The 24,914-nt window shown below is 67.0% G+C and carries 23 protein-coding genes; 8 read left to right on the plus strand and 15 right to left on the minus strand.

The annotated features are described in order from the left end of the window. The first annotated feature begins 86 nt into the window (after window positions 1–86). Window positions 87–2,030 carry a potassium transporter Kup gene (locus tag C5E07_RS08050; RefSeq protein ID WP_104241172.1) on the plus strand — a complete coding sequence of 648 codons (1,944 nt, stop codon included), beginning with the start codon at window positions 87–89 and terminating at the stop codon, window positions 2,028–2,030. On the opposite strand, the gene C5E07_RS08055 is transcribed toward C5E07_RS08050, so the two are convergent. From C5E07_RS08055 to dhaK, 6 genes are all read right to left on the minus strand, one after another. Then, on the minus strand, window positions 2,027–2,518 hold the full coding sequence (locus C5E07_RS08055; RefSeq protein ID WP_104299052.1) for a hypothetical protein: 492 nt from the start codon (window positions 2,516–2,518) through the stop codon (window positions 2,027–2,029). The two genes, C5E07_RS08050 and C5E07_RS08055, sit on opposite strands and share 4 nt — an antisense overlap. Before the next feature lie 91 nt (window positions 2,519–2,609). Further along, on the minus strand, window positions 2,610–4,085 hold the full coding sequence (locus C5E07_RS08060) for a flotillin family protein (protein ID WP_104241170.1): 1,476 nt from the start codon (window positions 4,083–4,085) through the stop codon (window positions 2,610–2,612). A 95-nt stretch (window positions 4,086–4,180) separates the two neighbouring features. After that, window positions 4,181–4,648: an NfeD family protein gene (locus C5E07_RS08065; RefSeq protein WP_104299053.1), complete on the minus strand. Its 468-nt coding sequence runs from the start codon at window positions 4,646–4,648 to the stop codon at window positions 4,181–4,183. 133 nt (window positions 4,649–4,781) lie between these two features. Then, on the minus strand, window positions 4,782–5,495 hold the full coding sequence (gene dhaM / locus C5E07_RS08070) for a dihydroxyacetone kinase phosphoryl donor subunit DhaM (RefSeq protein WP_104299054.1): 714 nt from the start codon (window positions 5,493–5,495) through the stop codon (window positions 4,782–4,784). Then, the gene (gene dhaL / locus C5E07_RS08075; protein ID WP_104299055.1) at window positions 5,492–6,124 is read right to left on the minus strand and encodes a dihydroxyacetone kinase subunit DhaL; all 633 of its coding nucleotides are present in this window, start codon (window positions 6,122–6,124) and stop codon (window positions 5,492–5,494) included. Before dhaL ends, dhaM begins: the two co-directional genes overlap by 4 nt. A gap of 3 nt (window positions 6,125–6,127) precedes the next feature. Continuing rightward, entirely contained in the window at window positions 6,128–7,129 is a 1,002-nt protein-coding gene (gene dhaK / locus C5E07_RS08080) for a dihydroxyacetone kinase subunit DhaK (protein ID WP_104299183.1), read from the minus strand. A 188-nt stretch (window positions 7,130–7,317) separates the two neighbouring features. On the opposite strand from dhaK, the gene C5E07_RS08085 reads away from it, so the two are divergent. After that, window positions 7,318–8,115 (plus strand): MIP/aquaporin family protein, encoded by a 798-nt coding sequence (locus tag C5E07_RS08085; RefSeq protein ID WP_104241166.1) that lies wholly within the window; start codon window positions 7,318–7,320, stop codon window positions 8,113–8,115. A gap of 154 nt (window positions 8,116–8,269) precedes the next feature. Next, window positions 8,270–9,784, plus strand: a complete 1,515-nt coding sequence (gene glpK / locus C5E07_RS08090; protein ID WP_104299056.1) for a glycerol kinase GlpK — start codon at window positions 8,270–8,272, stop codon at window positions 9,782–9,784. A 124-nt stretch (window positions 9,785–9,908) separates the two neighbouring features. Here glpK and trpD read toward each other — a convergent pair whose 3' ends face one another. Continuing rightward, entirely contained in the window at window positions 9,909–10,967 is a 1,059-nt protein-coding gene (gene trpD / locus C5E07_RS08095) for an anthranilate phosphoribosyltransferase (RefSeq protein WP_104241164.1), read from the minus strand. Window positions 10,968–11,073: 106 nt separating this feature from the next. Between trpD and C5E07_RS08100 the strand changes: the two genes are divergently transcribed. From C5E07_RS08100 to C5E07_RS08115, 4 genes are all read left to right on the plus strand, one after another. Continuing rightward, a complete protein-coding gene (locus C5E07_RS08100) occupies window positions 11,074–11,706 on the plus strand; it encodes a heme-copper oxidase subunit III (RefSeq protein WP_236558405.1) in 633 nt (210 codons plus the stop codon). 22 nt (window positions 11,707–11,728) lie between these two features. Beyond that, on the plus strand, window positions 11,729–12,562 hold the full coding sequence (locus tag C5E07_RS08105; protein ID WP_104241162.1) for a c-type cytochrome: 834 nt from the start codon (window positions 11,729–11,731) through the stop codon (window positions 12,560–12,562). A 72-nt stretch (window positions 12,563–12,634) separates the two neighbouring features. Beyond that, a complete protein-coding gene (locus tag C5E07_RS08110) occupies window positions 12,635–13,714 on the plus strand; it encodes a ubiquinol-cytochrome c reductase iron-sulfur subunit (protein ID WP_104241161.1) in 1,080 nt (359 codons plus the stop codon). Then, the gene (locus C5E07_RS08115) at window positions 13,698–15,302 is read left to right on the plus strand and encodes a cytochrome bc complex cytochrome b subunit (protein ID WP_104241160.1); all 1,605 of its coding nucleotides are present in this window, start codon (window positions 13,698–13,700) and stop codon (window positions 15,300–15,302) included. Before C5E07_RS08110 ends, C5E07_RS08115 begins: the two co-directional genes overlap by 17 nt. A gap of 803 nt (window positions 15,303–16,105) precedes the next feature. Here C5E07_RS08115 and C5E07_RS08120 read toward each other — a convergent pair. The 5 genes from C5E07_RS08120 to C5E07_RS08140 form a co-directional block, all read right to left on the minus strand. Continuing rightward, window positions 16,106–16,528, minus strand: a complete 423-nt coding sequence (locus C5E07_RS08120; protein WP_104241158.1) for a cytochrome c oxidase subunit 4 — start codon at window positions 16,526–16,528, stop codon at window positions 16,106–16,108. After that, window positions 16,525–18,246 carry a cytochrome c oxidase subunit I gene (ctaD, locus tag C5E07_RS08125; RefSeq protein ID WP_104241157.1) on the minus strand — a complete coding sequence of 574 codons (1,722 nt, stop codon included), beginning with the start codon at window positions 18,244–18,246 and terminating at the stop codon, window positions 16,525–16,527. The genes C5E07_RS08120 and ctaD overlap by 4 nt, the downstream gene beginning before the upstream one ends. An 11-nt stretch (window positions 18,247–18,257) precedes the next feature. Then, window positions 18,258–19,211 (minus strand): cytochrome c oxidase subunit II, encoded by a 954-nt coding sequence (gene coxB, locus C5E07_RS08130; protein ID WP_104241156.1) that lies wholly within the window; start codon window positions 19,209–19,211, stop codon window positions 18,258–18,260. Window positions 19,212–19,339: 128 nt separating this feature from the next. Further along, window positions 19,340–19,705 carry an iron-sulfur cluster assembly accessory protein gene (locus C5E07_RS08135; RefSeq protein ID WP_104241155.1) on the minus strand — a complete coding sequence of 122 codons (366 nt, stop codon included), beginning with the start codon at window positions 19,703–19,705 and terminating at the stop codon, window positions 19,340–19,342. A gap of 100 nt (window positions 19,706–19,805) precedes the next feature. Continuing rightward, window positions 19,806–21,224, minus strand: a complete 1,419-nt coding sequence (locus tag C5E07_RS08140; RefSeq protein WP_104299057.1) for a dipeptidase — start codon at window positions 21,222–21,224, stop codon at window positions 19,806–19,808. Window positions 21,225–21,264: 40 nt separating this feature from the next. Between C5E07_RS08140 and C5E07_RS08145 the strand changes: the two genes are divergently transcribed. Next, the gene (locus tag C5E07_RS08145; RefSeq protein ID WP_160071698.1) at window positions 21,265–21,849 is read left to right on the plus strand and encodes a DUF3043 domain-containing protein; all 585 of its coding nucleotides are present in this window, start codon (window positions 21,265–21,267) and stop codon (window positions 21,847–21,849) included. 196 nt (window positions 21,850–22,045) lie between these two features. Here C5E07_RS08145 and C5E07_RS08150 read toward each other — a convergent pair whose 3' ends face one another. Genes C5E07_RS08150 through hisD form a run of 3 tightly spaced genes read right to left on the minus strand, consistent with a single transcriptional unit; the run spans window position 22,046 to window position 24,887 of the window. Further along, on the minus strand, window positions 22,046–23,077 hold the full coding sequence (locus C5E07_RS08150; protein WP_104299058.1) for a quinone-dependent dihydroorotate dehydrogenase: 1,032 nt from the start codon (window positions 23,075–23,077) through the stop codon (window positions 22,046–22,048). After that, entirely contained in the window at window positions 23,074–23,583 is a 510-nt protein-coding gene (gene nrdR / locus C5E07_RS08155) for a transcriptional regulator NrdR (RefSeq protein WP_104241151.1), read from the minus strand. Before nrdR ends, C5E07_RS08150 begins: the two co-directional genes overlap by 4 nt. Next, window positions 23,583–24,887 carry a histidinol dehydrogenase gene (gene hisD / locus C5E07_RS08160; protein ID WP_104299059.1) on the minus strand — a complete coding sequence of 435 codons (1,305 nt, stop codon included), beginning with the start codon at window positions 24,885–24,887 and terminating at the stop codon, window positions 23,583–23,585. The genes nrdR and hisD overlap by 1 nt, the downstream gene beginning before the upstream one ends. Window positions 24,888–24,914: the final 27 nt, after the last annotated feature.

Raw genomic sequence — 24,914 nt, forward strand, 5'->3', positions numbered from 1 at the left:
GGAACCCCCTCGATACTGGTCGATGCCGAACCCACGAATTCTAGTGGTGGCTCAGGAAGCTCGACTCCCGGGTCTACATTGGTCGCATGCACGATCTGCGCACTGCGCGACCCGAGGCCGCCGCCGCCTCTCACCCCCGCACAAGCGGCACCCTCCTCGCCCGCTCGGCGGTCGGCGTCGCCGCCATCGGCATCGTCTTCGGCGACATCGGCACGAGCCCCCTGTACGCGCTGCGGGCGGTGTTCTCGGAGCACGACGGCGTCGTGCAGCCCAGCATCGCGCACGTGTACGGACTCATCTCGCTCATCATCTGGGCCGTGACGCTGCTCGTGACCGTCAAGTACGTGCTCTTCGTGCTCCGGGCCGATCACGAGGGCGAGGGCGGCATCCTCGCCCTCTCGACCCTGATCGGGCGCCGGCTCCGTGGGTCCAGGCGAGCCATGGCCGCGACGACCCTCGTCGGCATCATCGGCGCCGCCCTGTTCTTCGGGGACAGCGTCATCACCCCGGCCGTCTCCGTCCTCTCCGCAGTCGAAGGACTCGAGATCGCGCTTCCCGGCACCGAGGCGCTCGTCGTTCCCATCGCGCTCGTCGTGCTCGTCGGGCTCTTCGCGCTGCAGCGGTTCGGCACGGGCGGCATCGGTCGCCTCTTCGGGCCGATCATGCTGATCTGGTTCATCACCCTCGCGTGCCTCGGCATCCCCCACATCCTGGCGCATCCCGAGATCCTGGCGGCGTTCTCCCCGCACCACGCCATCGCCTTCATCATCGGCGAACCGCTCATCGCCGGCGTCGCCCTCGGCGCTGTCGTGCTGGCTGTCACCGGAGCGGAAGCGCTGTACGCGGACCTCGGCCACTTCGGCCGCTCCCCCATCTCGAAGGCCTGGCTCTTCGTCGTCTTCCCGGCCCTGACGATCTGCTATCTCGGGCAGGGCGCCCTCGTGATCGAGGATCCGTCTGCCATCGACAACCCGTTCTTCCGGATGGCGCCCACCTGGGCCGTGTTCCCGCTCATCGGCCTCGCGACGCTCGCGACGGTCATCGCGTCGCAGTCCGTCATCTCCGGCACCTTCTCGGTCGCGAGGCAGGCCATGCGGCTCGGCTTCCTCCCGAATCTCACGGTCAAGCACACGTCCCGAGCGTCCATCGGCCAGATCTACATCCCGGTCGTCTCACTGCTCCTGCTCGTGCTGATCATCGGCGTCGTCCTCGGGTTCCGGAACTCGGAGAACCTGGCGGCCGCCTACGGCCTGGCGGTCACCACGACGTTCCTGCTCACCTCCTCGCTGTTCATCGTGTACTTGCGCCTCGTGTGGGAGTGGCCCTGGTACCGAGTGCTCCTCGTGACGGTCCCCATCGTCGTCCTCGAGCTCGCCTTCTTCGTGTCGGGGCTCGTGAAGTTCTTCGCGGGCGGCTGGCTGCCGCTCGTCCTTGCCGGCGCCCTCATCCTGACCATGCTCACCTGGAAACGGGGTCGCGAGATCGTCACCGGACGACGGGAGCGCCTCGAGGGGACCCTGCAGGAGCTCATGCGCCGCCTGCTCCTGGACCAGCCAACCCGCGTGCCGGGATGGGCCGTCTATCCGCACGGCGGGGCACGCACGGCTCCCCTGGCGCTTCGGCTCAACACCCGCGTCAACCACGCCCTCCACGAGCACGTGCTGCTCGTGCGAGTCGCGACCGCCGACGTGCCCCACATCCCGGAGCGCCGGCGCTGCACCATCGACGACATCGGGCCGGCCCCGGAGGGCCTCGTGCACATCACGCTGACCTACGGGTTCCTCGACCGGCGCGATGTCCCCCTCTCCCTCCGCGACGCGCGGCTCGCCGGCACTGTGTCGCAGTTCGACAACGAGAGCGCGATCTTCTTCCTGTCGCGGATCGCCCTCAGGCCGGGGCACGCGAGCGGCATGGCCACGTGGCGCGCCAAGCTCTTCGTGCTCATGTCCCGCGGAGCCTCTTCCCCTGCAGCGCAGTTCGGGCTTCCCCCCGAGCAGACGGTCGAGATCTCCCCGCAGGTGCTGCTCTAGGAGCGGTCGGCCTCCGCCTTCGCGAAGCCGGTCAGGTATGCGGGCACCAGCACGGACGCCGTGAACAGGAGCGTGAGCACGAAGGTGCACGTCATGACCGTGAGCAGGTCGTAGGCGCCACCGGAGATCCAGAAGCTGCAGAACGTCGCACCGGCTGCGGCGAGGATCGAATGGCCGATCGCGAGCGGCAGCACCCTCCGGCGAGTGTACGAACGCAGCCCGGTCGACACTCCCCGCTCAGCGGCGAGCGCCGCGACCGCACCCAGGATGCACAGCAGGAGCATCGCCAGCCAGCCGAGGAGCAGCGGCAGGAAGCCGCGCTGATCGAGCTGCACGCGACCGACCTCGGTCAGCAGCGCATAGCCGAAGAACATGACGAGGCCAACAGCCCCGAGAGTCGGGACGAGTCGGCTGAGCACCTCGCGCTGGCTGGGCCGGAACGCGGCGAGGGAGATCGACGGGAAATCTTCGAGGGGGGCGGCGCTCACGCGGGTCAGTGTATCCGCCGCAGACGACGAGACGGGGCGGCCCGTCGGGGCCGCCCCGTCTCGGGAACGGTGCTGCGTGTCTCGCGGTCGATCAGACCCCGGGAGTCGTGTCGCTCGTCGCGCCGGTCGGGTTCATGCCGCCCTGCTTCGAGAACGAGCCGACCAGCTGCTGCAGGTCGATGCCCGTGAGGGTCTTGAGCACCTCGGTGCCCTCGCCAAGCACGGAGCCGACCGTCTTCGTGACGGCGCTGGCGCCGTCCGTCGAGATGACGGTGAGCTTCTCGATGTTGCTGATGGGGTCGGCCGCGGCGCGGACGATCTCCGGGAGGCGGGAGATGATCTCCTGCGCGATGGCAGCCTCGCCGTACTTCTGCAGCGCCTGCGCCTTGGCGTCGGTCGCTGCAGCCTCGGCGAGACCCTCAGCCTGGATCGCAGCGGCGCGAGCGTCACCCTCGGCGCGAATACCTGCTGCGAGCGCGATCTGGCGGTCACGGTCGGCTTCACCGGAGTACCGCACGGCAGCGGCGGCTGCCTCGGCGTCCTGGACGGCGGCGACCTTGTTGGCCTCTGCCGTGCGCGTGCGCTTGTAGACCTCGGCGTCGGTCGCCGCGTTCTCGGTGTCGCGGATGGCGTTGGCCTGCTGGACCTTCGCGTAGGCGTCGGCCTCGGCAGGCTTGCGGATCTCGATGTCGAGTCGCTCCTGGGTCACGAGGGCCTGTTCGATGAGCGCCTCGCGCTCCTGCTGGGCGACGAGCCGGTCCTGCTCGGCGCGAGCGAACTGACCGGCCGCTTCAGCCTCTGCGTTCGCTCGGTCGGTCTCGGCCTTGATCGATGCCTGGCGCAGTCGGAGTTCCTTCTCGCGTTCCGCGATACGCTCGGACGCCTCGATCTTGGCGAACTCGGAGACCCGAGCGGCCTCCGCCTCGCTGACCTCAGCGACCTGGCGCGCACGAGCGGACTCGGAACGCCCGAGGTTCTGCAGGTAGTCGCTGCCTGGGGTCGAGATGTCGGAGATGTTGAGGAGGTCGACCTGCAGGCCCTGCTCGATGAGGTCGGCCTTCGTCTCCGACACGACTCGGTCGGAGAGGCTCTTGCGGTCGGAGATGATCTGCTCGATCGTCATGTCTCCGACGATGGAGCGCAGCGAGCCCTCGAGCGACTCGCGGATGATGTCCGTGAGGGCCTCCTGCTGGTCGAGGAAGCGCTGGGCCGCGCGGCGAACGCCTTCCTCGGTGCCGGACACCTTGAAGTTGATGGAGGCCTTGATGGCGATCTTGATGCGGTTCTTGTCGACGCCCTCGACCTGGATGCCGATCTGACGCTGCTCGAGCGAGAGGGCGAAGCCCTGCTGGAGGATGGGCCACACGAAGGTGCGGCCGCCGATGACGACGCGCTGCCCCGTCATGTCGCTCTGCGCCTTCTGGCCGGCGCCGCGACCGACGATGATGAGCGCCTCGTTCGGCGGGACGCGCCGGATGCGCGACGCGATGAACACTCCGAGGGCGAGCAGCGCGATGATGATCGCGATGACGCCGATCACAGTGACGTTGGCAGTTATCAAGTCCATATGGTCGATTTCCTGTCGTGGAGGTCGTGGGTGGTCATGCTGTGGTCATGAGGCGCCCGACGGCGCAGGGAGTCGGCCAGCTGGGCGTCTCCCGATCAGATGGATTCGCGTTCGACTTTGACGCGCGAACCGAGGTGCTGCACGACGCGGATGCGCGCGCCCTGCTCGATCTCACCGTCGGCGAACGCGAGGCGCCGCTCGATCTCGTGGGACCCATCGAGCGCGACCTCTCCGCTTGAGATCGTGATCTTGGACATCGCCGTGCCGGTGTCTCCCGTGACGTCCCGGGGCACGCCGTCGCTGCTTCTCGACAGGTTGCGCACGAGCAGCGACGCGCCGATGTAGGCGATGAGGCCGATGACGATCGCGACGATGTAGGCCCAGAACTGCGGCAGGCCCATGCTGTCGGTGATGGCACCCGAGGCGCCGAAGACGACGAGCGCGACGGCCAGGCCGGGAACGGAGAGCAGCCCGCCAGCATCGACGTCGAGGACTTCCCCGAAGAAGAGCGAGAAGACCAGAAGCCCCAGGCCGATCGCTCCGATGATGATGAAGACGGTCATGACGGTGAGCTCCCTGGTGGCCGCGTGCGGCGGGGTGTCCCGCCGCCTCGCGTTGATTCTACCGAAGGCTGAGACACCGCGGCGCGGAGACCTCTCCGGCGCGGCGGCGCCTCAGCCTGAATTCTGACGGAGATCAGGCTTCTCCGAAGCCGGAGCTGATGAGCGCCGCGATCTCGGTGACGGCCTGCTCGGCCTCCGCGCCCGTTGCCGAGACCTCGATCTCCTGCCCCTTCGAGGCCCCGAGGGAGATGATCCGGAGCAGGCTCTCCGCGTCGGCCCCGCCGATCGTGATCTGCGCATCGAACTTCCCTGCCACTGAGACCAGCTGGGCCGCCGGCCGTGCGTGCAGCCCCTGCTCGTTGACGATCTCGACCTTGGTGCTCGCGCGGGGAGCCGCAGCCTCATCCGCTGCCGACGGTGCCGACGCTGCCGACTGCTCGGCTCCTGACGCGTCCTGCGCGCCACCGTCCCTCTGCCAGGCCGACTCCCCTGCCCGCGACACGGCGTCCAGCGACGCCCCTCCGGCCGCCGCGACAGCGGCAGCCACCGTGCCCTCGACGAGCGGCGCGTCCACGAGGCGCACGTCCCCGGCGGCGTCGTCGAGCATCTCGAGCACCGTCTCGGCAGTGAGGACGGCGGAGCCGAGGTCGGTGAAGACGGCGACTCCCTCGCCGGACTGCGCCGTCGCGACGGCGCGCTCGATGAGCTCGAAGCTCGTGCCGATTCGGCCGTCCTCGGTGCCGCCAGCAGGGACGATCGTCACGTCCTCCGCCATCTGACCCGCGAGCTCGACGAGACCCTCCGCGATCCGTGCAGAGTGCGATACGACGACGATGCCGACCGTCATGAAGCCGCCTCGACAGCGGCACCAAGGAGGTAGGCGGTCGACTGCGCGCCCGGATCCCGGTGCCCGGCGCTGCGTTCGCCCAGGTAGCTCGCTCGGCCCTTCCTGGCGATGAGCGGCTCCGTCGCGGCAGCGCCCTCCACTGCCGCGAACGCCGCGGCCCGGAGCACAGCGGCGCCGTCGTCGCCAGCGGCGGCCGCCTTGCTCGCGGCGGAGGCCGCGGGAGCCCAGGCGTCGACCATGGTCTTGTCGCCCGGCTGCGCCTTGCCACGCTGCTGCAGCCCTGCCGAGGCCGCCTCCACTAAGGCCGCCACGTCCGCGGGCTCCAGCTCGGGCTTGCCCTTGAGCGCGACGGCGCCCTTCAGGAACGCCGTCCCATACAGCGGGCCCGCCGCTCCGCCGACCGTGGAGATCAACGTCGTCGCGAGCAGCTTCAGCACGTCGGCCGGCGTCGCATCCGCCTCGAGCGAGGAGAGCTTCCCGAGCGCGGCCTGGAATCCGCGATCCATGTTCTCCCCGTGGTCGCCATCGCCGATGTTGCGATCCAGGTGGATGAGCTCAGTGCGGTTCTCGGCCATCGAGGTGGCAGAGAGCTCCACCCAACGCCTCGCCCAGTTTCCGTCGAGTGTCATGTTCTACCTTCCCCACCGAAGTGCCGCTGTGTGCACCGGTGCATCCCACAATGCCGTGAGTTCGTCGTCGAGCCTGAGAACGGTGATCGAGCAGCCTTGCATCTCGAGCGATGTCGTGAAGTTCCCGACAAGGTGCCTGGTTACCGTAATTCCGTGCTCCTTGAGTACCTGCGCGGCGCGACGGAACACGATGTAGAGCTCGATTTCCGGGGTGCCGCCCATTCCATTGACAAACAGCAGCACATTGTCGCCCGAGGCGAATGGCAGATCCTCGAGAATCGGGGCGAGCAGCCGATCGACAATCGCATCAGCAGGCTCGATCGCGATTCGCGCGCGACCCGGCTCTCCGTGAATGCCGATCCCGATCTCGATCTCATCCTCGGCGAGATCGAAACTCGGCTCGCCAGCGTGCGGCACGGTGCAGGCCGAGAGAGCGACGCCCATGGACCTCGTGTTCGCGTTGACCCTGGTCGCGAGCTCTGCGACGGCGTCGAGGTCGTCTCCGCGCTCTGCCGCCGCCCCGGCGACCTTCTCCACGAGCACCGTGCCAGCGACCCCGCGCCGCCCGGCCGTGTAGAGCGAGTCCTTCACTGCGACGTCGTCGTCCACGAGGACCGTGCGCACCTCGATATCCTCAGCCAGCGCAAGGTCGGAGGCCGTCTCGAAGTTCAGGACGTCGCCGGTGTAGTTCTTGACGATGTGGAGCACACCCCGACCGGCGTCCACGGCCTTCGTGGCCTCGAGGATGGGGTCAGGCGTCGGTGAGGTGAAGACCGGCCCTGGGACTGCCGCGTCGAGCATCCCGTAGCCGACCAGCCCGCCGTGCATGGGTTCGTGCCCTGAGCCGCCGCCGGAGACGATCCCGACCTTGCCCTCCACCGGTGCATCGTTTCGCACGAGGAATGCGGGCTCGGGGGCGACCCGGAGAATATCCGCATGGGCGAGCGCCATACCCTCGAGCGCTTCCTTGACAACGTCCTTCGGATCGTTGATCAGCTTCTTCACGATCATCCTCTCGACGAGATTTCGGCAGCAGCATTGCAGCCACGCTCAGCCTAGTGCCGATGGCGGGTCACAATTCGGGAAACTCGCTCGTAACACGCGCGTCGGAGTTGTTCCTGTGCCTATGGTGAGGAACCGCTCAATCGCGGCACGGGCTCGCCCCGTATCGAACTTCCCAGAAAGGCAATCCCGTGGATCTAGGATCGATCTTCTTGGCCGAGCTGGTGGGCACCGCAGTGCTCGTCCTCCTCGGTTGCGGTGTCGTCGCCAACGTCGTCCTCAAGGACACGAAGGGCAACGGCGGCGGCTGGCTGCTCATCAACTTCGGCTGGGGCTTCGCCGTCTTCATCGGCGTGCTCTCGTCAGCGGCGTCAGGCGGCCACCTCAACCCAGCAGTGACGCTGGGACTCGCGGCCAACACCGTCGTCACCGGCGGCTCTGTGGACGTCGCCGAGGTGGGGCTGCGCATCGTCGCTCAGCTCATCGGCGCCATCCTCGGTGCCGTCGTCGTCTGGCTCGCCTACAAGCTCCACTTCGACGACGAACCGGATGCGGGTTCGAAGCTCGCGGTCTTCGCGACGGGTCCGGCCAAGCGCAGCCTCGGCTGGAACACCGTGACCGAGATCATCGCGACGTTCGTCCTGGTGCTTGCCGTCATCGCGTTCCAGAACTTCCCGGCCTTCTCCATGGCGAACACGGACTCGACCGCGCCCGACATGGGCAGCCTCGGAAACCTCGCGCCGCTCGCCGTCGCGATCGTCGTGGTGGCCATCGGCGCGAGCCTCGGTGGGCCGACCGGCTACGCCATCAACCCAGCGCGTGACCTCGGACCGCGCCTCGCGCACGCCTTCCTCCCCATCAAGGGCAAGGGCGGCAGCGACTGGAGCTACTCCTGGGTTCCGATCGTCGGACCGATCATCGGCGGTGTCCTCGCCGGCCTCGTCGGCACGGCGATCCTGCCCGCCGCAGCTTCCGCCTTCGGCGCCTAGCACCCACAGGGCGACCTCGACGCTTTCAGGGCCGGAGTCTTCACAGTTCCGGCCCCGAAACTGTCTGCAGGACACCACCAGCGATGCTCGCGCCAGTCCAGCATCGCGTTTTTCACCGCTGGCACATCAGCACCTCTGACAAGGGAGTCACTCCGTGAGCAAGTACGTCATCGCCATCGACCAGGGAACCACCTCCTCGCGAGCCATCGTCTTCGACCACTCCGGGTCGATCGTGTCGACCGGGCAGCTCGAGCACGAGCAGATCTTCCCCAAGGCCGGCTGGGTCGAGCACGACCCCAAGGAGATCTGGAACAACACGCGAGAGGTCATCGGCCAGGCGCTCTCGAAGGCGAACATCACCAGGCACGACATCGCGACGATCGGCATCACGAACCAGCGCGAGACCGCCGTCGTCTGGGACAAGACCACCGGGGAACCCGTCTACAACGCCATCGTGTGGCAGGACACGCGCACGCAGCCCATCGTCGACCGGCTCGCGGCCGAGGGCGGCGTCGAGCGCTTCAAGGACACCGTCGGGCTTCCCCTCGCCACCTACTTCTCCGGAACGAAGATCGTCTGGATCCTGGAGAACGTCGAGGGTGCGCGGGAGCGCGCCGAGGCCGGCGACCTCATCTTCGGCACGACTGACAGCTGGGTGCTCTGGAACCTCACCGGCGGCGTCGACGGAGGCGTCCATGTCACCGACGTCACGAATGCCTCCCGCACGCTCTTCATGGACCTCGAGACGCTCGCCTGGGATCAGTCGATCCTCGACGCGTTCGGGGTGCCGGCATCGATGCTCCCGGAGATCAAGTCCTCCTCCGAGGTGTACGGCCACGCCAGCACGCAGTCACTGCTGCGCGAGGTGCCCATCTCCGGCATCCTCGGCGACCAGCAGGCGGCCACCTTCGGCCAGACGGCCTTCTCCTCGGGCGAGGCGAAGAACACGTACGGCACGGGATCGTTCCTCATCTACAACACCGGCGAGAAGATCGTGAAGTCCGAGAACGGACTCCTCACGACGCTCTGCTACAAGCTCGGCGACGCGGCTCCCGTCTACGCGCTCGAGGGCTCGATCGCCGTGACCGGGTCGCTCGTGCAGTGGCTGCGCGACAACCTGGGCCTCATCAACTCGGCTCCGGAGATCGAAGACCTGGCCAGCAAGGTCGAGGACAACGGAGGCACCTACATCGTCCCGGCCTTCTCCGGGCTCTTCGCCCCGTATTGGCGACCGGATGCACGCGGCGCCATCGTCGGCCTCACGCGCTTCGTCAACAAGAACCACATCGCTCGTGCGGCCCTCGAATCCACGGCATACCAGACCCGCGACGTCCTCGAGGCATCCAACGCGGACTCCGGCGTGCCCCTCGCGGAGCTGAAGGTCGATGGCGGCATGGTCGCGAACGACACGCTCATGCAGTTCCAGGCAGACATCCTGAACACGGACGTGGTGCGCCCCGTCGTCACGGAGACGACCGCGCTCGGTGCGGCCTACGCCGCCGGGCTCGCAGTCGGATTCTGGAAGGACCTGGACGAGGTGTCCGCCAACTGGCAGGAGGACAAGCGCTGGACGCCGCAGATGCCGGAGGAAGAGCGCGAGCGTCTCTACCGGAACTGGAAGAAGGCCGTCTCGAAGACTCTCGACTGGGTTGACGAGGACGTCAAGTAGCGCCCTGCGCGCTTCCCGACGACCGAGGCCCTCAGCAGTGTGCTGCTGAGGGCCTCGCCCTGTCCTGGTGCGGCGTCGTCGCGTTGCTCACTCTGCTGTCCGCTGCGCCGATCGGCGACTCGCTTCACGCGGAGCGAGTCGCTGCCACCCACGCATCCAGCGTCTCGATCGCGCGGCCGGAGTCGATGCTGGACGCTGCGTCAGCGATGCGCGCCGCGAGGCGCTCTCGGAGGGGCCGCTCTGCCGCTTCCGGCGTCACCGCGAGGTCGTAGGCGACGAGGCCTGCGGCCGCGTTGAGCAGCACGATGTCTCGAACGGCGCCATGCTGCTTCCCGGACAGCACAGCGCGGGCGATGGCCGCGTTCTCCTCCGGCAGACCGCCGAGGAGCTCCTGCATGTCGTAGGTGCCGAGGCCCACGTCCCGTGGGTGGAGATCGTGTTCGGTGATCGCACCGTTCGACACCTCCCAGATGTGGCTGTAGCCGGTGACGCTCAGCTCGTCGAGCCCGTCGTCACCCCGGAAGACCAGAGCGGTGGCACCGCGGGTGCGGAAGACCCCGGTGATCAGCGGAATGGCGGCCTGGCGGGCGACCCCGACGGCCGATGCCTCGGGGCGAGCGGGATTCGTGAGGGGGCCGAGCAGGTTGAAGACCGTGGGAACCCCGAGCTCACCGCGCACCTTCTTGGCGTGGCGGAACCCCGGGTGGAACTGCGCGGCGTAGACGAAGGTGAGTCCGACCTCCTCGAAGATGCGTCCCACTCGAACAGGGTCGGCCGTGTGGACTGCGCCAAGAGCCGAGAGAACGTCGCTGGATCCGGACTTCGCGCTCGACGCCCCGCCCCCGTGCTTCACGACGGGGACCCCCGCACCGGCGCAGACCATCGACGCCATCGTCGAGACGTTCACGGTCCCGACCATGTCGCCACCGGTACCGACGATGTCCAGCGCCAGGGGCGGCACCTCGAGCGGCACGGCGTGCTCGAGGATCGCGTCGCGGAACCCGACAACCTCCTCGACCGTCTCGCCCTTCGCGCGGAGGGCGACCAGGAAGGCAGCGAGACGTGCTTCGCTGACGTCGCCGCTCATGACCTGGCGCATGGCCCACGTGGCCTGCGCGACGCTGAGGTCATCACCGCCAAGGAGCTTCTCGAGCAATCCGGGCCAGGTCTCGGTCGATGTCATGCAGGAAACGATAGCCGTCCACCACCCAGGCACACCTAATCGGACGCGACCCGCCGGTCAGCCGTGCGTTGTCTCGGGAACCTGGGAAATCGGTCATAATGGTCAGGTGACTGCTGCAACCACCGCTCAGGCCGTGCACACGGTCCATCGCCCCAATACGACTGCCATCGGCGTCATCGTTTGGCTCGGTAGTGAGGTGATGTTCTTCGCTGGGCTCTTCGCGATCTTCTTCACTCTGCGCTCTATGGCGCCAGAGCAGTTCGCCGAAGGCCACAGTGCGCTGAACGTGCCCTTCGCCACCATCAACACGCTGATCCTCGTCAGCTCGTCGTTCACGTGCCAGTTCGGCACGTTCGCGGCTGAGCGCGAGCAGGCCCGCGCCACAGGCAAGAGCCCCAAGAACTGGGGCGCGATCGAGTGGTTCTATCTCACCGTCCTGCTCGGAGGCATCTTCGTCGCCGGCCAGGTCTGGGAGTACGCCACGTTCGTCAGCGAGGGCTACGTCCTCAACCTGAACGCGTTCACGAGCGCCTTCTACATGACGACCGGCTTCCACGGCCTGCACGTGACCGGCGGACTCGTCACGTTCCTCCTCGTGATCGGCCGCATGTACTCTGCCCGCCGCATGGGAACTCGCGAGGTCAGCAGCGCGCTGGGCATCTCCTACTACTGGCACTTCGTCGACGTGGTCTGGGTTGCGCTCTTCTTCGTCATCTACCTGCTGCCCTACTTCTCGTAGCCCGATCCTGGAGAACACACCAATGTTCCGAACGACCAAACCACGGACTGCGAAGACGGCGACCCGCAAGACGGCTCGCCGCCGCACCCCCCTCGCCACCGCGGCTCTCCTCGGCGCAGGCCTCCTGCTGACCGGCGGCGCGTACACCGCGATCGACACCGCAACCACGGCTGCTGCAGCCGAGGACGTGGCCCCCGCCAGCGCCGCAGACATCGAGAACGGCGCCGCGCTCTTCGGCGCCAACTGCGCCACCTGCCACGGCATGAACGCAGCGGGCACCGAGAACGGCCCGAGCCTCATCGGCGTCGGTGCCGCTGCCGTCGACTTCCAGGTCGGCACCGGCCGCATGCCCATGCAGGCCAACGCCGCCCAGGCCCCCGCCAAGCCCGTCCAGTTCGACGAGCAGGGCATCTCGGACCTCGGCGACTACATCGCTTCGCTGGCCCCCGGTCCCGCCGTCCCCGACGAGAAGTACCTGCAGGCCGATGGCGACGCAGCACGTGGAGCAGAGCTGTTCCGCATCAACTGCGCCATGTGCCACAACGTCGCAGGTGCGGGCGGCGCCCTCACCGAAGGAAAGTTCGCACCCGAGCTCATGACGGTCGAACCCGTCCACCTCTACGAGGCGATGATCACGGGCCCGCAGAACATGCCCGTCTTCAACGACGCGAACCTCACCCCCCAGGACAAGGCCGACATCATCACGGCGATTCGCTGGCAGACCGAGGTCACCGGCACGATCGGCGGCAACAGCCTCGGATCGCTCGGTCCGGTCTCCGAGGGCCTCTTCATCTGGATCTTCGGAATCGGCGCAGGCGTCGCAATGGCGGTCTGGATCGCCACTCGACCGAACTAGTGCCGGAAGCAACCCGGCCCGGGTCCAAACGACTTACTGCAGCTGAACAGACACACCCAGAAAGGGATCACCATGGCTGATGGCGAACACGGCGGAGAGCTTCGCACTGCTCCTTCGTCGGAGCGGGCGCCTCACATCGGGACCGCGATCCTTCCCAAGGACGGCTTCGAGAACCCTGGCATGCCGGCGCACCGCGACCGGATCACGGACGCGGACCCCGCGCAGGCGAAGCGCACTGAGCGCCTCCTCGTCGCGCTGTTCGTGTTCTCGGCACTCGCCAGCATCTTCGCTGTCGTGGCCTACTTCGTGTGGCCGATCAGCCGCGAGGACATCTCGACCGTCCGCCTGAACAACATGTTCCTCGGCATCGGCATCGCGCTCGCGATGCTCGCCATCGGCATCGGCACGGTCGCCTGGTCCAAGTACCTCATGGCCGACCACGAGATGGCCGAGGCCCGCCACCCGGGCAAGGGCTCCCCCGCCACTCGTTCGCGAGCGGTCGAGGTCTTCGCGCAGGCGAACGAGGAGTCGGGCTTCAGCCGCCGCAAGCTGTTCCGCAACTCCCTCATCGGAGCCCTTGTCGCCATGCCGCTTCCCGGCATCGTGCTTTTCCGCGACCTCTACAACGGGAACAACCCGGACCCGGTCGAGTCGCTCTCCCACACTATGTGGGAAGAGGGAACTCGCCTCGTCCGCGACCCCACGGGAACGCCGATCCGCGCCGCGGACGTCACCTACGGTTCTGCCTTCCACGTCATCCCCGACGGCCTGATCGACCTCGAGCACCACCTGCTCGAGGAGAAGGCCAAGGCAGTTGTCCTGCTCATGCGCTTGCCCGCTGACCAGCTCAACGAGCGCGAGGACCGTGCCGGATGGTCCTACGACGGAATCGTCGCCTACTCCAAGGTCTGCACGCACGTCGGCTGCCCGGTCGCTCTGTACGAGCAGCAGACGCACCACCTGCTCTGCCCGTGCCACCAGTCGCAGTTCGACGTCAAGAACCACTGCGAGGTCATCTTCGGACCGGCGGGACGCCCGCTCCCGCAGCTGCCGATCGCTGTCGACGACGAGGGCTACCTCATCGCGCAGAGCGACTTCACCGAACCTGTCGGACCGAGCTTCTGGGAGCGACGCCATGACTACAACGTATAAAGCTCCGGTACGCGAGGGCGGGTTCATCGCCGGCGCCGCCAACTACCTCGACGAGCGCACCACCATCTCCGGTGCGGTCAAGGAGTTCGGACGCAAGATCTTCCCGGACCACTGGTCCTTCATGCTCGGTGAGATCGCGCTCTACAGCTTCGTCGTCATCCTGCTCTCCGGAACCTTCCTGACGTTCTTCTTCGACCCGTCGATGGCCCACGTCGAGTACGAAGGCTCCTACCTCCCGCTCAAGGGCATGGGCATGTCGGCCGCTATGGCGTCGACGCTCGACATCTCCTTCGACATCCGCGGCGGACTGCTCATGCGCCAGGTGCACCACTGGGCAGCGCTGCTGTTCGTGGCGTCCATCGGGCTCCACATGCTGCGCGTCTTCTTCACCGGAGCGTTCCGCAAGCCCCGCGAGCTCAACTGGGTCGTCGGCTTCGTGCTCTTCATCCTCGCGATGGCAGAGGGCTTCACCGGCTACTCGCTCCCCGATGACCTGCTCTCCGGCAACGGCCTGCGCATCATCGACGGAATCATGAAGGGCATCCCGCTCGTCGGAACCTGGGTCTCCTTCTTGTTCTTCGGCGGCGAGTTCCCCGGTACCGAGATCGTCGGGCGCCTCTACTCGCTGCACATCATGATCCTGCCCGCGATGGTCATCCTGTTCATCGCGTTGCACTTGGCCCTCATGGTGATCAACAAGCACACGCAGTGGCCCGGACCCGGCCGCACGAACGGCAACGTCGTGGGAAACCCGGTCCTTCCGGTGTTCGCCGGCAAGGCAGGCGGATTCTTCTTCCTGATCTTCGGCCTCATCTTCCTCATCGCGTCGTTCTTCTCGATCAACCCGGTCTGGAACTACGGCCCGTACGACCCCTCCCCCGTCTCCGCCGGTACCCAGCCCGACTGGTACATCGGCTTCGCCGACGGCATGCTGCGACTCATCCCGCCCGGCTGGGAGGTGTACTGGTTCAACCACACGTGGTCGTTCGCGATCCTGACCCCGCTGATCCTCATCGGAATCTTCATCGTGCTGGTTGTCGTCTACCCCTTCATCGAGGCGTGGATCACGGGTGACAAGCGCGAGCACCACCTGCTCGACCGCCCGCGCAACGCACCCACCCGCACCGCGATCGGCGCAGCCGGCGTCACGTTCTACGCCGTCATGTGGGCTGCAGCAAGCTCCGACCTCATGGCAACGCACTTCCACCTCGCCATGGAGCACGTCATCCACTTCCTGCAGGTGATGCTGATCCTCGGACCGGTCATCGCGTACATCGCCACGAAGCGGATCTGCCTCGGACTCCAGAAGCGCGATCGTTCGCTTGCGCTGCACGGTGTCGAGTCGGGACGTGTTCTTCGACTCCCCCACGGCGAGTTCGTCGAGGTCGAGGTTCCGCTCGATAAGTACGACCGATGGGAGCTCGTCTCCTACAACGAGCAGGCGCCGATCATGCTCCGTCCGAACGAGGACGGAAAGATCACGGCTCCCATGCGCCTGCGCGCCGCTCTGTCGCGCTGGTTCTTCGAGGACCGCGTCGAGCCCGTCACGAAGACGGAGATCGAACAGGCACACCACGGCCACCACTAGGCCGTAGCGACTCCCTGAGCCTTCGGGCACACAAGAGGGGCTGTCATTCCGCATCAGCGGACTGACAGCCCCTCTTGTCGTCGGCGGTCCCTCCTGCGAGGGCGCGGGGGCAGCGGCGACCGGCTCCCCGTGGAGTCAGGAGCGGAGACCGCGCAGCCAGTCCCCCAGTCCCCCAGCCCGCCAGCCGAGGACGCTTGGCCGAGACGGGATCTCGCCGAGCGCAGTGGCTTCTCGCCCTCGGGAGCCCACACGTGATTGGCCGGCACGCGGAGTCGCGCGAGGGCACAGAGACCCCAGGAGCCACCGGCACGAGCAGGGGGCGGCAGCGTTGCCGACCCCCGCGAGGTCCACCACCAGTCGAGGTGGTGTCCGGTCACGGTGCCAACGGCACAGAGACTCCCGCACGGTCTCCACAGCCCACTGCCGCGGCCCCATGGAAGTGAGACGGGAGGGACCTCGCCGTTTCCACTGCACTGCCCACGCTTGGCGCGCACCGAATGCAGGCGGGTAGGGGTCGGACTCAAGAAAGCGGCGCTCTTGCTCCGCCCGCGTCCGAGCGGGCTCCGAACGTGCGGGCATCCGGTAGAGGCAGAGGCAGAGTCCTCACGGCCCGAGGTGCGCGTGCTCCCTCAGCGCGCTCTGGGACCCTCAGCTCCTCTCCGGGTGCACGAACACGCACGCTCGACTCAGGAGCGCCACAGGGGCACGTGGGGGCTACCAGAGTGGCGCCGAGCCTCGTCGGCGGAGACCGCAAAAGGCCCGCCCCTCTTGCGAGGGACGGGCCGGAAGCCTGCAGACGACGCCTAGTGGGCGTAGCGTCCGCGGTAGTACTCGAACACCCAGCCGACGATGGCGATGATGAACAGCGGCGCCGCGAAGTACGCGAACCACCATCCGCCGATCGACAGGCCGAGGAAGATCAGCCCGACGGCAAGGGCCAGCACGAACGGCCACCAGCTCTGCGGCGGGAAGAAGCCGAGCTCAGGATCAGCGTCAGCGATCTCGCCGTCGAGCCTGTCCTCGGGAAGGACGTGCACTCGGAACGGCTTCGCCGAGCTGCCGAGATAGAACGCGACGAAGGCCACGAAGATGCCGGACAGCGCCAGTGCGACGATGCCAACCCACTCGTAGTGGCCGAGGGCCGCATGAGTCCAGAGGGTGTAGACGACGGTCACGACCGCGTAGAAGACGGCGAGGACCCAGAGGAGGCGTGCTGAGGTCTTCACTCTCGTTCTCCGATCTTGTCGTTGACTGGCGTCAGGTCGCGGTAGCCGTGCGGTGCGACCTCGGGGTGGTTGAGGTCGAATGCCGGACGCTCCGAGCGGATGCGCGGGATGGACGTGAAGTTGTGACGCGGCGGCGGGCAGCTGGTCGCCCACTCGAGCGAGGAGCCGTAGCCCCACGGGTCGTCGACGGTCACCTTCGGTGCGTTGCGGGCCGTGATGAAGACGTTCAGGAAGAACGGCAGCAGCGAGATCGCGAGCACGAAGGCGCCGAACGTCGAGAGCTGGTTCATCCACGTGAAGTTGTCTTCGGGCTGGTACGTCGCGTAACGACGCGGCATGCCCATGACGCCGAGCCAGTGCTGGATGAGGAACGTCATGTGGAAGCCGATGAACAGCAACCAGAACTGGATCTTGCCGAGGCGCTCGTTGAGCATCTTCCCCGTCCACTTCGGCCACCAGAAGAAGAATCCGGCGAACATTGCGAAGACGATCGTTCCGAAGATGACGTAGTGGAAGTGAGCCACGACGAAGTACGTGTCAGACACGTGGAAGTCGAGCATCGGCGAGGCCAGGATGACACCCGTCAAGCCACCGAAGACGAAGGTGACGAGGAAGCCGAGCGAGAACAGCATGGGCGTCTCGAACGTGACCGAGCCACGCCAGAGCGTTCCCAGCCAGTTGAAGATCTTCACACCGGTCGGCACCGCGATGAGCATCGTCATGAGCGCGAAGAACGGGAGGAGCACGGTGCCCGTCACGTACATGTGGTGAGCCCACACGGAGGCGGAGAGCGCCGCGATGGCGATCGTCGCGTACACGAGGGTCTTGTAGCCGAAGATCGGTTTTCGGCTGAAGGCCGGGAAGATCTCGGACACGATCCCGAAGAACGGCAGCGCGAGGACGTAGACCTCCGGGTGGCCGAAGAACCAGAACAGGTGCTGGTAGAGGATCGCTCCCCCGGCCTCGACGTCGTAGATGTGCGTCAGGAACACGCGGTCCATGAGCAGGCCGAACCAGGCAGCCGCGAGAACGGGGAACGCGAACAGCACGAGGATCGACGTGATCATCGCGTTCCAGGTGAAGATCGGCATGCGCCACATCGTCATGCCAGGTGCACGCATCGTGATGATCGTCGTGATGAAGTTCACGGCGCCGAAGATCGTCGCGAATCCTGTCGCCGCGAGCCCGGCAACCCAGAGGTTGCCTCCGACTCCCGGAGAGTAGGTCATCGTCGACAAGGGGACGTAGGCCGTCCAGCCGAAGGATGCCGCACCTCCCGGCGTGAGGAAGCCACCGACCGCGATGAGCGCGCCGAAGGTGAAGAGCCAGAAGGCGAACGCGTTCAGTCGCGGGAACGCGACGTCGGCCGTGCCGATCTGCAGGGGCACGAGCACGTTCGCGAAGCCGGAGAAGAGCGGCGTTCCGAACATGAGCAGCATGATCGTGCCGTGCATCGTGAACAGCTGGTTGTACTGCTCTTTGGTGTCGATGATCTCCATGCCCGGCTCGAAGAGCTGGGTGCGGATGACCAGTGCCATGACTCCGCCGATGCAGAACCAGACAAAGCTCGAGATCAGGTACATGTACCCGATGGTCTTGTGGTCCGTCGAGGTGATCCAGGTGACGAGGACGTTGCCCTTGCGCTCGACAGAGCGGCTCGGAGCCGTGGTCGCCTCAGAGACCGGGGTGATGCCTGGACGGTTCAGCGTTGACGTCATTTTCGTCGCCCCTATTCCGACTCGTGGTTGAACTCGGGAACATCAGTGCCCGGAAGGTTCTGGTTGCGGTTGTAGTCGTCGCCGTGGGCGCCGACGTTGCCCGCCGCGCGCAGCTCGGCGATGTAGGCGTTGTACTCGGCCTGCGAGACGACCTCGACCTGGAAGAGCATCATCGAGTGGTACTCGCCGCACAGCTCGGCGCACTTGCCCATGTAGGTGCCTTCACGTTCTGGCACGAACGACATGGTGTTGGTGTGGCCGGGGATGTTGTCGATCTTGTAGTGGAAGTCGACGACCCAGAAGGAGTGGATGACGTCGCGCGACTTGATGTCGAGCGTGACGTTCGCGCCGACCGGGAGGACGAGCTTGGGCAGCGCTGCCTCGTCGATGGTTCCGGTCGCAGCTCCGCGCTCTCCGTCGACAGACGGCTCGCGGTCTTCCTGCGCCTGGATGCCCTCGTAGTAGACGCCCGAGTCATACGCGGTGTTGCTGGTCGGCAGGTAGTTGAAGTCCCATGCCCACTGCTTGCCGTAGACCTCGATCTTCACGTCCTGCTCTTCTTCGGCGAAGTTCGAGACGACAGGAGCCTCTTCTCGCACCGTGAAGGCGAAGAAGCCGGCGACGAGGATGATCGGGACCACGGTGAAGAGGATCTCGATGGGCATGTGGTAGCGCAGCTGAGCTGGCAGGCCCTTTTCGCCCTTGCGGCGGCGGTACATCACGGATGCCCAGATGATGAGCCCCCACGTGATGCCGCCCACGACAAGCAGAATGATCCAGGAGTTGACCCAGAAGTTCGTAAAGGCGTCGGAATGGTTGGTGACGCCGGGGTCACCGGGCATGTAGCCCCGTAGTTCTTGCGACGTGCAGCCAGCCAGAATCAGAATCAGGGCTGCTGCAATCGGAGCGGCGAACCACTTCACGCGGCGGGTGTCTCGCACGGCAAACCTTTCGAGGTGACGCATACAGGTTGCTGTCAGTCTAGTGGGAATCTCGCGGGCGAACGACTCGGGGCGCGCGGAGACGACGAAACGGCGCGGTCAAAGACCACGCCGTTTCGGGTGTGTCGCGGGGCGCTGCCCCGCGTGTCGGGTCAGTGGAACGAATCGCCACAGGCACAGGATCCCTGCGCGCTCGGGTTGTCGATCGTGAAGCCCTGCTTCTGGATCGTGTCTTCGAAGTCGATCTTCGCGCTGTCAAGGTAGGGGACGCTCATCGGATCGACGATGACTTCCACTCCGTCGAAGTCGACGGTCGCGTCGCCGTCGAGGATGCGCTCGTCGAAGAACAGCTGGTAGATCAGCCCGGAGCAGCCACCAGGCTGCACGGCGATGCGGAGGCGGAGTCCGCCCTCGCTCTCCTGGCCGATGAGGTTCTTGATCTTGTCGAGGGCCGCCTGCGTGAGGGTCACGGAGTGCGTGGCCTCGCTCACGGTGATGCCTTCAAGAACTGCGCTCATTGATTCTCCTCGTGCTGCTCGGCGGGACGACGTGCTCCCGCGCTCTTCACGTCGATAACGGCGTGTGAGCCAAGGATATTCCTCCCACGCACGAATCGCATCACCGGATGTCCGCGTCAGGGCGCGCGAAGCGGTGCAGGAACAGCGCCTCAGCCGAGATCGCCCGGCGGAGCACCCCGAGGTCCTGCGACTCGTTCGGGCTGTGCGCCATCGTCGCCGGATCCTCGACTCCGGTCACCAGGATCTCCGCCTCCGGGTACACCTCGGCGAGCGCCGCGATGAAGGGGATCGATCCCCCGATCCCCGTCTCCTCCGGCTGGGCGCCCCATCCGTCCTCCATCGCGGTCTTCATGAGACCGACGGCTGGTCCGGCCGTGTCGACGAGGAACGGCTGCCCCAGGTCCGGCTGGGTGATCTCGATGTGCGCCCCGAACGGCGCATGCTCGCGAAGGTGGCGCTCGATGGCCTCGAACGCGCGCGAGGCGTCGTCCCCAGGCGCGATGCGGGCGGACAGGCGCACCGAGACCGCTGGGAGGAGCGTGTTCGAGGCCTCGTCGACGCTCGGCGCGTCGATGCCCGTGATCGTGATCGCTGGCTGGTTCCAGAGCCGGTCGTGGACCGTGCCGGTGCCGATCGTGGTGACGCCCTCGAGCAGTTCCGCGTCACGGCGCACGTCGGCCTCATCGCCCCCGGAGGGTCCGTCGGCACGCGAGCCGAGCCCGGTGACCGCGACGGCTCCGCGCTCGTCCCAGAGGGAGTCGAGGAGCCGGACGGTCGCGAGCATCGCATCCGGAACCGCTCCCCCGAGCATGCCGGAGTGCGAGGCGTGGCCGAGCGTTCGCACGGTCACCTTCATCGTCACGTTGCCGCGTAGCGAGACGGTCAGGCCGGGGATGCTCGTGGACGGGTTGTCGCTGTCCGCGACGATGATGGCGTCAGCGCCGAGGGCCGCCTTGTGCTTCTCGAGGAAGTCGGCGAAGCTCCGCGAGCCGTTCTCCTCCTCGCCCTCGATGAACACCGAGATGCCGATCTTGGGTCGGCCGGCTGTCGCCGCGCTGAGCGCCTCGACAGCCGCGATGTGGGCCATGACCCCTGCCTTGTCGTCGCTTGCGCCACGGCCGTAGAGGCGGCCATCCCGCAGCGTGGGCTCGAACGGCGGGGTCCGCCAGTCGTCGGCGCTGCCCTGCGGCTGCACGTCGTGGTGCGCGTAGAGGAGAACCGTCGGCTGGCCGGGCTCCGCCGCACGCGTTGCGATCACCGCGGGCTGCCCTGCATAGCCGTCGGCGGTCTCGACGCCGTCGATGTCCACGGATTCGAACACCCCCGTCTCGCGGAGCAGTTCGGCGGTGCGCTCGGCGCTGCGTCGCACGTGGACTCGGTCGAACGCATCCCAGGACACCGATGGAATGCGGACGAGCCCGGCGAGCCGCGCGATCGTGGTCGGAAAGCGGTCCTCCACAGCTCGGAGGAGGGCCTGTTCCTGGTCATGTGCATCGAGTGGGGCATCGGAGAGAGTCATAGCGGTTAGGCTAAATCACCCAGAGTTCTTGAGAGGCATCATGTCGAAGCACGAGTCCAAGAGCGCCGAGACAGCATCGCTTCCCGCGAAGAGTCCGGCCAAGAAGCAGCAGCCGACCCCCACGAGGCGCGAGCGCGAGGCGCAGAACCTGCGTCCCCTCGTCCCCGAAGACCGCAAACAGGCCAAGCGCGAGATGCAGGCGAAGGTGCGCATCGAGCAGGCCAAGGCACGTGAGGGGCTCGCCAAGGGCGACGACCGCTACCTCCGTCCCACCGAGCGCGGCCCGCAGAAGCGCTTCATGCGCAACTACATCGATGCGCGGTACTCGATCGGCGAGCTCCTGCTCCCGATGATGTTCCTCGTCATCTTCGCCACCTTCATCCCGAGCCAGTCTGTCGGCATCTGGGCCATGAGCTTCATCTGGGCCTTCCTCGCCGTCTGCGTGCTCGAGGCCGTCATGATCGCGAACATCATCAAGCGACGCATCGCCGCGGTCGTCGGCAAGGACAAGGTCGAGAAGGGCATCATGATCGGCACGATCGCCCGGAGCCTGCAGCTTCGCGTCATGCGCATGCCGAAGTCGCAGGTCAAGCGCGGCGCGAAGATCGAGTTCACGGGCAAGTAGCCCTCGCCGGGACGGGCCTGCTCGTCTGCAGGACTCAGAAACCACAGGAACTCGACACCGCAGAAACTCGAAGGCCCGAACGGTATTCCGCTCGGGCCTTCGCTGTTTCACAATCTAGACCTGCTCGGGGCCCAGCAGGTGTCAGCTGCCTGAGAATCGTGAAGACGGCACGATCTGCGAGCAGCGAGGCCCGGGCTCAGCGCCTCAGGCGCGCGAGCCCCCTGTTGATGCTGGCTGCCCAGCCGGGGCCGGCGTAGAGGAACTCCGTGTACCCCTGCACGAGCGTCGCGCCGGCGTCGAGACGCCGCTGCACTTCGGCGGCGTCGGCGACACCTCCGACGGAGATGATGCAGAGGCGGTCCCCCGCTGTCTCCGTGACGATTCGCAGCACGTCGAAAGAGCGTTCCGTGAGCGGGCGTCCAGAGAGGCCTCCAGCACCGAACGCCTCGACGACCCGCGAGGATGTGCGGAGTCCGGACCTCGAGATGGTCGTGTTCGCGGCGATGACGCCAGCGAGTCCCTCGTCGATGGCCAGCTGCGTCACTTCGCGGATCTCACCGTCCGTGAGGTCTGGTGCGATCTTGACCAGCAGCGGCACGTCTGGCGCAGCCTCACGGGCTGCCCGCAGGATGGGCGTGAGGGACTCGAGCGACTGCAGGCTGCGCAGGCCTGGCGTGTTCGGCGATGAGACGTTGACGACCAGGTAGTCGGCGACGTCCTTCACCGCCGACGCGGCTGCGGCGTAGTCGAGGTGCGCATCCTCTGCTTCGGTGGTCTTGTTCTTGCCGATGTTGACGCCGACGATGACGGTGCGGTTTCGGCGAGCCGCGATGTTCGCCGCCGCGAGCTCGGCGCCCCGGTTGTTGAAGCCCATGCGGTTGATGAGCGCGCCATCTGCGACGAGCCTGAAGAGGCGTGGGCCCGGATTCCCCGGCTGTGGGCGCGGCGTGACCGTGCCGACCTCGACGTGCCCGAAACCGAGGGCCGCAAGCCCGTCGATGTCTTCCGCGTCCTTGTCGAATCCTGCTGCGAGACCGAACGGCGATGCGAAGCGAAGTCCCATCGTCTCGACCGCCAGCGACTCGGCAGGGGCCGTGAACGGCGACGTCACCCGGGCCGGGATGCGACGCCCGAGAATCCTGATGACGCCCGATGCGAGGGCGTGGGCACGCTCCGTGTCCATCTTCGACAGCACGTGGGTGAAGAGCAGGCGGTACGCGGCGTTCATCTGACCTCTTCCTCGATGGTGGGCTCGCCGTCGGCCGACTCCGTGGCGTACTGGGCCCTGATGCCGTCCTCGTGCATCTGCTCGATGGCGGCTCGGAAGTCGTCGAGGCTCGCGAAGCCCTGGTAGACGCTCGCGAACCTCAGGTACGCGACATCGTCGAGCTCGCGCAGCGGTGGCAGGATCGCGAGCCCGATGTCGTTGGCCTCGATCTGGGATGCCCCCGTCGACCTGATGCTCTCCTCGACCCGCTGGGCCAGCAGAGCGAGATCGGTGTCGGTGACGGGCCTCCCCTGGCATGCCTTGCGAACGCCGGCGACAACCTTGTCTCTCGAGAAGGACTCGACGACGCCATTGCGCTTGATCACCGCGAGGCTCGCCGTCTCGGTCGTCGAGAAACGGCGACCGCATTCGGGGCACTGCCGCCTGCGACGGATCGCGAAGCCGTCGTCGCTGGTCCGCGAGTCGATGACCCTCGAGTCGGGGTGCCGGCAGAATGGGCAGTGCATCAGCTGAACCTCGCCGTCACTGCTTCGCCGTGCGCGGGCAGGTCCTCAGCTTCGGCGAGCGCCACGACGTGGCCGCTCACCGTCCGCAGGGCCTCTCGGTCATAGCGGATGACCTGCTGCGGCCGCAGGAACGTGTGTGCCCCGAGGCCGGGCGTGTGGGCGGCTTGCCCTCCCGTCGGGAGCACGTGGTTCGAACCAGCGAGGTAGTCGCCGAGGCTCACGGGCGAGTTCGCCCCCATGAAGATCGCACCGGCGTTGTGGAGCGTCGCGAGCACGGCCTCGGGCTCACGGGTCTGCACTTCGAGGTGCTCGGGTGCGTACGCGTTCGAGACCACGGCCCCAGCGGCGAGGTCGTCGACGAGGATGAGCGCGGACTGGCGTCCGCCGAGCGAGGTGCGGACCCGTTCGGCGTGCTTCGTGGACGCGGCTCTGGCGGCGACACGCTCGAGCACTCGTTCGGCCCACTCGGGGTCCGGCGTGACGAGGAGGGCCGAGGCGAGTTCGTCGTGCTCGGCCTGGCTGACGAGGTCGGCGGCGACGTGGTCGGGATCCGCCGAGTCGTCCGCGAGCACGAGGATCTCGGTGGGTCCGGCCTCGGAGTCGATGCCCACGAACGACTGCACGATGCGCTTCGCAGCCGCCACGTAGACGTTGCCAGGGCCCGTGATGACCTCGACGGGCTCGAGGCCGATGTCCGGGACGCCGTGTGCCAGCGCACCGATCGCGCCGGCCCCGCCCATGGCGTAGACCTCCGTGATGCCGAGCAAGCCAGCCGCACCGAGGATCGTCGGGTGGACGCTCCCGCCGAATTCGCGCTGAGGCGGCGACGCGATGGCGATGGATCTCACCCCGGCAGCCGCGGCCGCGCAGACGTTCATGACGACGCTCGACGGATACACGGCCTTGCCGCCTGGCACGTACAGGCCCACGCGGGCGACGGGGTGCCAGCGGAGCTCGACGATGGCGCCATCGCCGAGCGTCGTCACACGCGGCGCGGGGACCTGCGCCGCGGATCCGGCCCGAACCCGCTCGATCATGGCCTCCAGACCGGCGCGAACCCGAGGGTCGAGGCCAGCCGTCGCTTCGTCGATGTCCTCCTGGGGGACCCGCAGATGGGGCGGCTCGACGCCGTCGAGGCGAAGGGCCTGCTCCCGCAGGGCGGCGCCGCCCTCGTCACGGACCGCGGAGATGAGCTCCGCTGCGGTGCCGAGGGCGCGCGTCACGTCGAGCTCGGCACGAGGGAGGATGTTCCGAAGCTCGGAGGCGCTGAGCGCAGAACCACGCAGATCGATGAGTTGCATCATGGTTTCTCCATCGTAGTCAGGCAGGAG

This window comes from Pseudoclavibacter sp. RFBJ3, assembly GCF_002931375.1.
Classification (GTDB): domain Bacteria; phylum Actinomycetota; class Actinomycetes; order Actinomycetales; family Microbacteriaceae; genus Pseudoclavibacter.